The 11677-nt window shown below is 73.1% G+C and carries 9 protein-coding genes; 3 read left to right on the top strand and 6 right to left on the bottom strand.

Features of this window, described 5'->3' with window-relative positions; genetic code table 11:
- Positions 1 to 15: 15 nt before the first annotated feature.
- A complete protein-coding gene (rocD, locus tag IEY69_RS15260; protein WP_189074000.1) occupies positions 16 to 1218 on the bottom strand; it encodes an ornithine--oxo-acid transaminase in 1203 nt (400 codons plus the stop codon).
- Positions 1219 to 1496: 278 nt separating this feature from the next.
- On the opposite strand from rocD, the gene IEY69_RS15255 reads away from it, so the two are divergent.
- The 3 genes from IEY69_RS15255 (at position 1497) to IEY69_RS15245 (ending at position 4181) form a co-directional block, all read left to right on the top strand.
- Positions 1497 to 2885 carry an MBL fold metallo-hydrolase gene (locus IEY69_RS15255; protein WP_189073999.1) on the top strand — a complete coding sequence of 463 codons (1389 nt, stop codon included), beginning with the start codon at positions 1497 to 1499 and terminating at the stop codon, positions 2883 to 2885.
- A 2-nt stretch (positions 2886 to 2887) separates the two neighbouring features.
- Positions 2888 to 3229, top strand: a complete 342-nt coding sequence (locus tag IEY69_RS15250) for a rhodanese-like domain-containing protein (RefSeq protein ID WP_189073998.1) — start codon at positions 2888 to 2890, stop codon at positions 3227 to 3229.
- Positions 3230 to 3335: 106 nt separating this feature from the next.
- Complete coding sequence (locus tag IEY69_RS15245; RefSeq protein ID WP_189073997.1) at positions 3336 to 4181, top strand: sulfite exporter TauE/SafE family protein; 846 nt, start codon at positions 3336 to 3338, stop codon at positions 4179 to 4181.
- 123 nt (positions 4182 to 4304) lie between these two features.
- Here the strand turns inward: IEY69_RS15245 and IEY69_RS15240 are convergent, their stop codons facing one another.
- From IEY69_RS15240 to IEY69_RS15220, 5 genes are all read right to left on the bottom strand, one after another.
- Complete coding sequence (locus IEY69_RS15240) at positions 4305 to 4772, bottom strand: response regulator (protein WP_189073996.1); 468 nt, start codon at positions 4770 to 4772, stop codon at positions 4305 to 4307.
- A 51-nt stretch (positions 4773 to 4823) separates the two neighbouring features.
- Positions 4824 to 6269, bottom strand: coding sequence for an NAD-dependent succinate-semialdehyde dehydrogenase (locus tag IEY69_RS15235; protein WP_229784015.1), 1446 nt, complete (start codon positions 6267 to 6269; stop codon positions 4824 to 4826).
- Positions 6270 to 6401: 132 nt separating this feature from the next.
- On the bottom strand, positions 6402 to 7664 hold the full coding sequence (locus IEY69_RS15230) for a hypothetical protein (RefSeq protein WP_189073995.1): 1263 nt from the start codon (positions 7662 to 7664) through the stop codon (positions 6402 to 6404).
- A complete protein-coding gene (locus IEY69_RS15225) occupies positions 7655 to 8593 on the bottom strand; it encodes a hypothetical protein (protein ID WP_189073994.1) in 939 nt (312 codons plus the stop codon). The genes IEY69_RS15230 and IEY69_RS15225 overlap by 10 nt, the downstream gene beginning before the upstream one ends.
- Entirely contained in the window at positions 8590 to 11655 is a 3066-nt protein-coding gene (locus tag IEY69_RS15220; RefSeq protein ID WP_189073993.1) for a 6-pyruvoyl-tetrahydropterin synthase-related protein, read from the bottom strand. Before IEY69_RS15220 ends, IEY69_RS15225 begins: the two co-directional genes overlap by 4 nt.
- Positions 11656 to 11677 lie beyond the last annotated feature (22 nt).

Genomic DNA, 11677 nt, shown 5'->3' with positions numbered 1-11677 from the left:
GCGACCCACCGGCACTCAGCGCAGGACCTGCGCGATCTGGTCGACCGCCCAGTCGAGGTCCTCGCGGGTCGTGACCAGCGGCGGCGCGAGGCGCATGGTGGTCTCATGGGTTTCCTTGCACAGCACGCCCAGGTCGCGCAGCGCCTCGCAGTACGGGCGGGCGGGTGCGTGCAGGTCCACGCCGATCAGGAGGCCGCGGCCCCGGATCTCCCGGACGTGCGGGCTGCGCAGGTCTTCCAGACGGCGGCGCAGGTGCGCGCCGAGTTCCTGCGCCCGGCGGGGCAGGTCTTCGTCGTCCAGCACCTGCAGGCTGGCCTGGGCCACGGCGGCGGCCAGGGGGTTGCCGCCGAAGGTGCTGCCGTGATCGCCCGGACGGAAGAGGTCCATCAGTTCGCGGCTGGACAGGACGGCGCTGACGGGGTACACGCCGCCGCCCAGGGCCTTGCCGAGGATGACCAGGTCGGGTTTGACCTGCTCGTGATCGCAGGCCAGCCAGTGGCCGGTGCGGCCCAGGCCGGTCTGGATCTCGTCGGCGATCATCAGGATGCCGTGGCGGTCGCACACGTCCCGCAGGGCGCGCAGGAAGCCGTCGGGCGGCGTGATGACGCCGGCCTCCCCCTGGATGGGTTCGAACAGCACCCCGGCCGTGCGGGGCGTGATCGCGGCCTCGATGGCGGCCACGTCGCCGTAGGGCACCGGCACGAAGCCCGGGGTGAAGGGCCCGAAACCGTCACGGTACTGCGCCTCGGTGCTGAAGGACACCAGGGTGGTTGTGCGGCCGTGGAAGTTGCCGTCCATGACGATCAGTTCGGCCTGGTCGGGCGCGACGCCGCGGACCCGGTAGGCCCACTTGCGGGCCAGTTTGATCGCGGTCTCGACGGCCTCGGCGCCGGTGTTCATGGGAATCACGGCCTCGTAGCCGAGCAGTCGCGTGACGGTCTCGTAGAAGTCGGCGAGGCGGTCGTTGCGGAACGCGCGGGAGGTCAGGGTGACCTGCTGGGCCTGTTCGGTCAGGGCGCCGATGATGCGCGGGTGGCAGTGGCCCTGGTTGACGGCGCTGTAGGCGGACAGCGCGTCGAGGTAGCGGCGGCCCTGGGTGTCCCAGACCCAGGCGCCCTGGGCGCGGTGGATGACCACGTCGAGCGGCTTGTAGTTGTGGGCGCCGAGGGCGTCTTCACGGCGGATCAGGTCGGCAGGGGCAGGCAGGGTCTGGGTCATGGAGCTCCTTGGGCCGCCGGGCGCGGCAGGGGCCAACGGCAGGGGGTTGGCGGGGAATGATCCGAGCGTAGCGGGAAAGGCTGGCTGACGTAAAGATCCAGTTCTGACCTGATCTGACCAGCCAGAATGGGCGCGGCCCGATCAGCGGATGGCGGCGCGCGCGGTGTATCAGGGGAGCTGATGGGCGGTATCGGACCCGCTGATATCGGACCGGCGGCCATTGATCTATACCTCCTGGGGGTATACCTTCTGGTCAGTTCACGCCCCAGGAGGCCCCCATGCTGTTCGAACGCTTCTACAACGCTGACCTTGCCCAGGCGTCCTACCTGATCGGCTGCCAGAAGACCGGCGAGAGTCTCGTCATCGACCCCGTCCGCGACGTGCAGCCCTACCTCGACCGCGCCGCCCAGAGTGGCCTGCGCGTCACGCACGTCACCGAAACCCACATCCACGCCGACTACCTCTCCGGCAGCCGCGAACTCGCCGCCCGCACCGGCGCGCGCCTGCTGCTGCCAGCCCAGGGCGGCCCCGACTGGACCTACGACCTGCCGGCCGACCCCCTCCGCCACGGCCAGACCATCACGATCGGCAACCTGCGCGTCGAGGTCCGGCACACCCCCGGCCACACCCCCGAAAGCGTGTCCTTCCTCGTCACCGACCCCCCCCGCGGCGACCAGCCCGCCCTGTACCTCACCGGGGACTTCGTGTTCGTCGGCGACGTCGGCCGCCCCGACCTGCTCGACGAGGCCGCCGGCGGCGTGGACACCCGCTTCACCGGCGCGCGTCAGATGTTCGCCAGCCTGCGCGACGAATTCCTGACCCTGCCCGACGGCGTGCAGGTCTGGCCCGGCCACGGCGCGGGCAGCGCCTGCGGCAAGGCCCTGGGCACCGTCCCCACCACCACCGTCGGCTACGAGCGCGCGCTGGCCTGGTGGGCGCCGTACGTGGCCGACGGCGACGAAGCAGGCTTCACCGCCCAGCTGCTCAGCGGTCAGCCCGACGCGCCCCAGTACTACGGCCGCATGAAGCGGCACAACCGGGCCGGACCGCCCCTGCTGGGGGACGTGACGCCCCTGCCGCACCTCAGCCCGGCGGACCTGAACGCCCAGGTGACCGCCGGGCACGTCCTGATCGACTCACGCCCGAAAGAGGAACACCACGCCGGCGCGCCGCGCGGCAGCGTGAACCTCCCGGACGGCCGGACCTTCGAGACGTGGGCCGGCTGGCTGCTGCGCCCCGACGTGCCCGGCTTCATCCTGCTGGCCCGCGACGCCGCCCACGCCGAGACCCTGCGCCGCCGCCTGTGGATGGTCGGTCTGGATCACGTCACCGGTTTCGTGACTGCGGCCGACGGCCTGAGCAGCGCGCCCGCCCGGCCCTTCCCGGTCGCGGAACTCCCTCAGCACGCCGGCGCCCTGATCCTCGACGTGCGCAGCCGGGCCGAACACGCAGCCGGAGCAGTCCCTGGCGCGCAGCACCTGCCGGCCAGCCGCCTCGCCGGGCACCTGGGCCAGCTGCCCCACGATCAGGAGATCGTCGTGTACTGCCAGGGCGGCGCCCGCAGCGCCGCGGCCGCGAGCCTCCTGCGCGCCCACGGCCTGCGCGTCAGCGAACTCGCCGGCGGGTTCGACGCCTACCAGCGCGAGCACAGCGCCCGGACGGTCTGAGCATGTTCGGATTCCTCAAGGCCCGGCGTGGCCCGGCAGTTCCCGGCCTCAGTCCGCAGGACGCGCACGCCCTCTGCCGCCAGGGCGCCGTGATCCTCGACGTGCGCGAACTCAGCGAACGGCGGGCGGCGTTCATTCCCGGCAGTCTGCACGTCCCGATGGGCGACCTGCCCGCCGCCGACCTCCCCGACGGGCGCGTCGTGATCTGTCAGTGCGCCAGCGGCCGCCGCAGCGCCCTGGCCGCCCGGCAACTCCAGGCGCGTGGCGTGGACGCCCGGAACCTGCAGGGCGGCCTGCAGGCCTGGCAGGCCGCCGGACTGCCCACCCGCAGCGGGTCCCGGTGACCGTCCCCGGCCGCCTCCCGAACGAACGGCCCGCCCCGCGCGGCCCAACACTCCCCAGCGCCGCCCGGCTGCGTGACGGCCGCGGGCCGATGGCCGGCGATCAGCCGTGATCCTGGCCTGGATCGGCGCGGCCCTGATCGGCCTGAGCCTGGGCCTGCTCGGATCCGGCGGCAGCATCCTGACCGTTCCGGTGCTGGTGTACCTGGTCGGTGAGCCCGAGAAGAGGGCCGTCACGGAGAGCCTGGCCATCGTAGGGCTGATCAGCCTGTTCGGCGCGCTGCCCTACGCGCGGCGGCGCCAGATCGACTGGGCGCGCGTGGCGCTGTTCGGCTTGCCCGGCATGCTCGGCACGGCCGCCGGATCGGCCCTCAGCGCGGACCTCAGCGGCGCCGCCCAGCTGCTGATCTTCGCGGGCGTGATGCTGCTCGCCGCGGGCCTGATGTTCCGCGCGCCGCCCGAACCCGCCCGCCGCGCGCACCCGGCGGCCCTGACCGTTCTGGAAGGAGCGGGCGTGGGGGTCCTGACCGGCGTGGTCGGCGTGGGGGGTGGATTCCTGATCGTGCCCGCCCTGGTGCTGCTGGGCGGCCTGCCGCTGAGGCTCGCGGTGGGCACCAGCCTGAGCATCATCACCCTGAACAGCGCCGCCGGGTTCCTGAACCACCTGCGCCAGGGCGGCCCGGACCTGCACTGGACGCTGATCGCGCTGTTCGCCGTGATCGGGGTGGCCGGCAGTCAGCTGGGAGCCCGGATCGGCCGGCACCTGCCGCAGCTGAGCCTGCGCCGCGCCTTCGCATCCTTCCTGATCGTCATGGGCCTGTACGTGCTCGCCACGAACGCCCCCCGCGTCCTGACAGCGGTGTCCAGCTCCATTGAAGGGCCAACACCACGCCCTTCAAGTCCACTTCCAACCGCTGATGTTGTCAGGTGCTCGCTCTGCGGCGCAGCTCTTTGAGTCCGCTTGATTTAGAGATATTGAAGTAGCCATTCAATACCTCTGAATTCTGCTGCTGGCGTCCGTTCTGCTGGGCGCCGGGCTGTCCGGCGCGCTGCGCCGCGTCACCCGGGGAGGGGTACGCTACCGCCCGGCGCGGGCACCCAGCGGCCCGTCCCCGGAGGCCTTCACGCTCGTCCAGTACTCCGCGAACACCTGCATCTGCCGCGCGAACGCCGCGTAATCCGGGTCCTTCACGAAGTACCCGGACGCCGCCAGGCGGTACGAGGCGTCCACATCCTCCTCGTTGCTGGAGGTGGTCAGCATCACCACCGGGACGCTGCGCAGCCGCTCGTCCTCCCGCAGGGCCCGCAGCACCTCCAGGCCGCTCACGCCGGGCATGCGGATGTCCAGCATGATCACGTCCGGCAGCTGCGCGCGCTCCGCCTGCTCCGACAGCCACGCGATCGCGCCGGGGCCGTCGTTCAGCGCGTGAACCGTCACGGGCGTGGCCAGCCGCGTGACCACCTCGGCCACCAGGGCGCGGTCCTCCGGGTCGTCATCCACCAGCAGCACGTGCAACTGCCTCCGGTCCCGCCCTAATCCCGTCATGTCCTCTGTCTAGCGGATTGCCGGGCGGAAAGCAAACCGGGACCGGCCCGGTCAGAGGCCCAGGCTGACGTATTTGGTTTCAAGGTACTCGTCCAGGCCCCAGTGGCCGCCCTCGCGGCCCACGCCGCTGTTCTTCAGGCCACCGAACGGCATCTGCGGAGCGGCGGCGCTGGGCCCGCCGTCGTTGATGCCGACGATGCCGTACTCCAGCGCCTCGGCCACGCGGAAGGCGCGCGACAGGTCGCGGGTGTAGGCGTATGCGGCCAGACCGTACTCGCTGGCGTTCGCCAGGGCCAGCGCTTCCTCCTCGGTGTCGAACACGACGACGGGCGCGACGGGACCGAAGGTCTCCTCGCGCAGGATCAGGCTGTCCGGGTGCACGCCGGTCAGGACGGTCGGGTGGAAGAACAGGCCTTCCTTGTGCGTACCGCCGACGGTGGCGGTCGCGCCGCGCGCCAGGGCGTCCTCGACCTGCGCCCGGACCTTGTCCAGCCCCGCCTGCTCGACCACCGGGCCGACGCCGGTGCCGTCCTGCAGCGGATCGCCGAGGACGAGCGCCCGGGTCAGTCGGGTCAGGATGTCCGTGAATTCAGCGGCCACAGCGCGCTGCACGTACACGCGGTTGGTGCTGATGCACGTCTGCCCAGCGTTACGGAACTTGCTGGCCATCACCTCCCGCGCGGCGCGTTCCAGATCCGCATCCCCAAACACCAGGAACGGCGCGTGCCCGCCGAGTTCCAGACTGACGCGCTTGAGGGTCCGCGCCGCCTGCTGATACAGGAGGCGCCCCACCGCCGTGGACCCCGTGAAGGTCAGCTTGCGCACCCGCTCGTCCGCCATGAACGGCGCGCTGAAGGCCGGCGCGTCGTTGGTGGGCAGCACCTGCAGGGTGTTCGCCGGGCCACCGGCCTCCAGCCACAGTTCGGCGAGGTACAGGGCCGTCATGGGACTCTGCTCGGCCGGTTTGAGAATCATCACGCACCCGGCCGCCAGGGCCGGCGCGGCCTTGCGGGTGATCATGCCCGCCGGGAAATTCCACGGCGTCACCGCGTACACGATCCCGACCGGCTCGCTGACCGTGAACCCGCGCTTGTGATCGAACCTCGACGGCACCCGCTCCCCACCGATGCGGCTGGCCTCCTCGGCGCACCACTCGATGAAACTGGCCGCGTAGTGCACCTCGCCGCGCGTCTCGGTGATGGGTTTGCCCATCTCCAGCGTCATCAGGCGCGCCAGCGGCTCCTTGTGCTGAAGCATCAGGTCATGCCACCGGCGCAGGATCTGCCCGCGCGCATACGGGTTGACCGTCCGCCAGGACCGCAGGGCGAGCTCGGCCGCGTCAATGGCGCGCCGCGCGTCGTCGGCCGAGCAGTCGGCGACCGAACCGATGGGTTCCAGGGTCCCCGGGTGAATGACCTCGAAACTCCCGGGGGTGGCGTGCCACGCCCCGTCGAAATAGGCCTGGCTGCGGGTGACGCTCTCGTTCATGGTGATCATGGGGCCTCGCTGTTCGCGGCCGGGTGGCGCCGCGCGCCGGACGGACCGGCAGGAAAAGGATTCAGGCTGCGTTCACCCCCGATCATAGTCACCCGCGGGTCCACCCCGGCCCGCCGCGTCCCGCGCTGGCGATCACCGCCCCGGCCCGTCCGCCCGTTTGAGCAGCGCCGCGCCCCACGGCGTGACCTGCCCGTCCGCGCCGATCAGCGCCGACGGACGGCCCGCCAGCCAGCCCCGCGCGGGCAACGCCTCCAGCGCCGCGAGCGCGCCAGCCTGCTTCCACGGCAGGCGCGGCGGCCCGGGCGCCCGGCGCAGCTGCCCCGGCCCGTCGCCCACCCGCGCCGACACCAGCCCCAGCGCCCCCACGTTCACCGGCGCGCCCTCCGCCACCAGCGGCAGCGGCTGCGCCGCCCGCAGCCACCCGATCAGGGCCGTCGTCAGGTCACCGGAATCCGGCAGGGGCCCCGGCAGCAGCGCCAGCGCCCCCCGCCCCTGCAGTCCCGCCGTCACCCGCGCCGGCAGGCCCTCCAGCGTCAGCGGCGCCGCGAACGACACCACGACCGGCAGCTGAAGCTGCCGCGCCACGCGCACCCCCAGCCGCAGGGCGCGCCCCGTGCCCACCGTCATGACCGCCGGCATCTCCAGCGCCACCGGCGCCAGCCCCGCCCGCTGCAGGCGCCCCAGTTCCGCCCGCCACTCGTCCCGCGTCCACTCCGACCACTCGCTCAGCGTCACGGCCCTCCAGGTGCTCACGTCCAGCGGCACGGCCGCTGACGGCGCCTGGGACGCCGCCGCCGTGACCTGCCAGTCACTGACCCGCCACACGCCCCCCACCTCCCGCAGCGTCACGACCCGGCGTTCCCGCTGCGCCCGGACGTCCTGCCAGCCGCCCGCACCGGGCCGGGCCCGCAGCGTCCACAGGTCGTCGCGCAGCCGGAACGTCCGCCCGTCCCCGACCAGCCCCAGCGGCGCGGCGCGGTGCGCCCAGTCCAGCACCAGCGCGTTCGAGGTCGGCTGCGTGGCCCGCAGCGCCCCCTGCAGCGCCGCGCCGCTCAGCCGCCCCGGCAGGCCCGTCACGTCGCCGCTGCGGTGCGCGTACGTCAGTTCACTGAACGCCTGCAGGTACGCCAGGCGCAGGTCCTCCAGCGTCAACGCGTCCGGCTGCCGCGCCCCGGCCGGACCGGGCAGCCAGGTCAGGCTGGCACTCGACACCGGCCGCCGGGCCAGACTCAGCGCGCCCACCTGCACGCCCGCCCGCGTCAGCCGGTCAAAAGCCTGCGCCGACACCAGCACGGCCAGCAGGGCCGCCGCACCCGACAGCAGCACCACCAGCACGAACGCCACCCGTTTCAGGCGGGTGCGGCGGGTCGCGGGCACCGGGGGCCTCAGGGCCACGGGACCCTCAGCTCGCTGCCCGCGAGCTCCACCTGCACGGTCACCGCGCCCGGCACGCGCGGCACGTCCACCTGCACCTGACCCGCCGCGACCGTCACGTCCGCCGTCCAGAGCACCCGCCCCGCCCGGTTCAGGGCCCGCAGGCGCACCGGCGTCCCGTCGTCGGGCAGCGCGCCGTCCTGCCAGCGCAGCGGCCCCAGACTCAGGGTCCGGCCGGTCAGCAGCGCCTGCGGCTGCCCGCCCAGCAGCCCCCGGTCCGCGCGGGCCGTGACCGTCGCCTGCCAGCCCGCCGCCGTGGCCCGCAGCCGGACGGGGCCGGCCGTGGTGGGGGTCAGGATCCAGCGGGCCACGCCGTTCACGGTCAGGCGCGTGGCCGTCAGCTCCTCGGGCCCCAGACCGCCACCGCGCAGGGTCACGGGCGTGCCGTCCGGCACCAGCGCCCCCCCCGCCCCGCGCAGTTCTGCGGTGACGGTCCAGGTGTCGCGCTCACCCAGCCGGACGACCGCCGGCGCGACCCGCAGCGTGCCGCGCCGACCGGCCGGCGCCCCGACCTCCAGCCCAGCTCCGTCAACCCTGGTCCCGTCAACGCCGTCAACTTCAGGCCCGGCGTCCCCAGCCTCGTCACCCGGCGGCACCGGCAGCGGCCAGCGGACACTGACCTCCGCGCCGGGCTGACCGGGCCGGGTGGCCGCGCAGCGGAGGGTGTCCGGCGGCACCGGGACCTCGCCGCCACCGGTCACGGTGCGGATCACCGGACCGGCCGGCGTGTCGCAGGTCAGGACCACCGCCCCCACGCCCGAGATCCGCACCGCCGACCCGGACCGGGTCAGCTGCGGCAGCGGCGACAGGCGCAGCCCCTCCTCCGGCGCGGCCGGCCGGCAGCCGCACAGCAGCGCCCCCAGGCCCCACAGCAGCCAGCGGCCCCTCACGGTTCCTCCCGGTGGAAGGCGTGCGCGTACAGCCGCGCGCCCCGCACCCGCCCCGGCGCGGCCGCCCCGCCCAGCACGCGGTACCCGGCCGGCAGGGCCAGCGGCAGCGCCGTCTCGCGCGACTGCATGGGCGGCACCGCCTCCATCAGGTACGCGCGCTCCACCCAAGCGGTCCCCGCGCCGTCCTCCAGCGCGCCGATCACGTTCGTCAGGGTCGCCTCGGCCGCGCCCGTGTTCTCCACGCGCACGAGGTCCCCGCGCCGCCACAGGTTCAGGTCCCGGTCCAGGTTCCGGCTGGTCGCCACGCCCGCCGCGCGCACATCGAACCGCACCACGTCCCGCACGTCCACGGTCATACCCGGACCATCGAACGTGATCAGAAACGGCGTGCGTTCCCCGGGATTCAGCCACGGCAGGAACGTCTCGGTCGCGTCGTTCCGACCCAGTTCCTCCCCGGCCGCGTCGGACACGCTGGCCGACAGGGTCAGCGACGCCCCCTGCCGACCCACGTTCTGCACCTCACCCACCACCGCCACCTGCTCCGGGGCGCCCGGACCCGACCGGAACGCCACGAGCCGCCGGTTCAGCACCCGCAGCGGCACCGGCTCATCCGCCGCTGGCGCCGTCCGCTGCAAGCCCGGCACCGGCTGGAAGCGCAGCGGCGGCCGGACCGTCAACGTGGGACTGACCAGCAGGCGCCAGCCGACCGGCGTGCGCCGCAGGTCCTGACTGATCTCCTCGGTCAGGTCCCCCAGCGCCGTGAACCACGTCAGGCGCGACCGCACGGTCGCGACCGTGCCCGCCGCGCCCGGCGGGCCGCTGTAACTCACGCCCAGCACCCGCAGCGAATCCAGTTTCGCGTAGCCCGTCCGCAGGCCGCCCACCACCGACAGGTCCAGCCGCCACCGCTCCTCGGTCAGGCCGTCCTGCGGCTCGATCCAGCGGTACGCCGCGCCGAACCGCTTGAAATCCAGGTCGTCCCAGTACCCCAGCACCGCCTGCTGCGGCGTCTGCTGCGGGCGCAACTTCAGGTACGCGCCCACCCCCCCCGCCAGCAGCGCCGCGAACAGCAGCCCGCTGTTCACCAGCCGCAGCGCCAGCGGCCGCCGCTTCGACCGCAGCCGCGCCGTCCGCCACGAGCGCAGCGGCAACCGCCGCACCCACGAGTGCCACCACGCCCCCTGCTGCGGCGGCGGCTCCAGGCTGTCCTCGGCCAGCAGCCGCACCCACGGCCAGCGCGAGCGGCCCGCCCGGCCCGCCCCGACCGGCAGCAGCAGCGACAGCAGCGCCAGCACCGGCGCGCTGGACGGCAGCAGCCCCCACATCAGCCGCTGCCACACCGGCAGTTCCCGCCGCGGCAGCCGGGGCTGCACCTCGGGAATGCCCGGCCGTTCCCACACCATGATCCCGCCCGGCAGCGTGCCCAGCCGCACCCAGCCCAGCATGTGCAGCGCCGGATCGTAGAACGCGTCGTTGCTGAGCATGAAGCGCAGGTTGTACTTGGCCGGCGTGGTCATGAACTGCCGCAGGCTGCCCAGCCCGGGCACCCCGGTGTACTTCGCTCCCTCCAGCCGCTCGACCGGCGTGGCGGTCAGTTCCGGCAGTTTCCGGGCGCTGTGGTAGTTGCCGTCCGGCGTGGTCGCGCGCGTGTTGGCACTCAGCCACGCCATCTGATCCCCGAAGCCCAGCACCATGTACCGGTACCGGTCCCGGCCGCCGCTCTCCAGGAAATTCACGATGGGCGCCACGTCGATCCGTTCCGGTTGAAACTTCCGGTAGTACGTCAGGGCGCTGATCCCGACCGACACCGCCAGGGCCAGCGTCACCAGCAGCAGCCCCAGCAGGTGATGCACGCGCGCCCCGAACCGCGCCTGAACGAACACCCGCCACGCGCCGTGCCGCCAGGACTCGATCGTCAGGCCCGCCAGCGGCAGGATCAGCATGCACGCCCAGAACGTGAAGCGGTCCAGCGTGAGGATGTCGAACGCGCCGCGCAACAGCTTCTTCGGGATGGGCGTGGTGCCGCCGGTACCCAGCAGGCTCAGCAGCAGGATGCTGGCCATGATCGGCCAGCGCGGCAGCCCCCGGTAGGCGCTCAGGCCCCGGCGCACCGCGTCCCAGTACAGCGGCAGCAGCGTCGCCCACGGCACCAGCCAGAACATGAACCCGAAATCCCGCCGCTGCAGGAAGTTCGCGCGGCTGCCGTGCGGAATCGGCACCTGCGTGATCGGGTCCGCGCGGCTCCACAGCCAATACGGCAGCACGACCAGCACCAGCGCCATGATCGCCGAGGCGCCGTACAGTCCGCCCCGGTACACGCGCGGCAGCACCCGGTACACGCGCCGCCACACCCGCCACCACCCGCGCGTGCCTTCCCCCGGGCGGGGCCGCGACGCGCCCTCGAGCACCACCGCCAGCAAGACCGGCGCGATGAAGAACACGCTGCCGAACAGCGTCGTCACGTGATGCGCGGCGGTGGTCGCCGCCGTCCACATCGCGGCCCGCACGAGGTACGTCTTCTGACCGGTCCGCACCCAGCGCACCGCGAACGGAATGGCGTTCAGCAGCAGACCCAGGCTGAGGGTGGTGGGCAGCTGACCGAACACCTGCACCGTCTCGGCGATGGCGCTCGACAGGATCAATAGCACCGCGCCGTACCCGGCGGCGCGCGCCGTGACGAACACCTTCCCGAAGCGGTACAGACCCACCGTCAGGCCCGTCAGCGCCAGAATCTGCGTCGCGGCGAACGCGCCCATCAGGCCCAGCGGGAAGCTCAGCAGCGCGATCAGGTAGTGACTCAGCGGCGGGTACGACGTCAGCGAGAACCCGGTGTACCACCCGCTCTCCCACGGGTCGAAGAACGACTTCGCGTAGTGCGCGCCGAAGTACACGTGAATCAGCGCGTCATACGTGCGCGTGAACGACCCGCTGATCAGCTGCGTGCCGTGCAGCACCAGCATCAGCAGCAGTGCGAACGCCAGCAGCCGTCCACCCGCCCGCTCGTCCTCCCCGGCGGGCAGCTGCGCGCCGGGCACATGCAGGCTCGGGCGGGGACCCGTCACCTCCAGTTCGGGACCGCCGGTC

The organism is Deinococcus sedimenti (genome assembly GCF_014648135.1).
Lineage (GTDB): Bacteria > Deinococcota > Deinococci > Deinococcales > Deinococcaceae > Deinococcus > Deinococcus sedimenti.
Note: the sequence above shows the minus strand (reverse complement) of the source record. Positions and strands in the feature narration are given on the sequence as shown.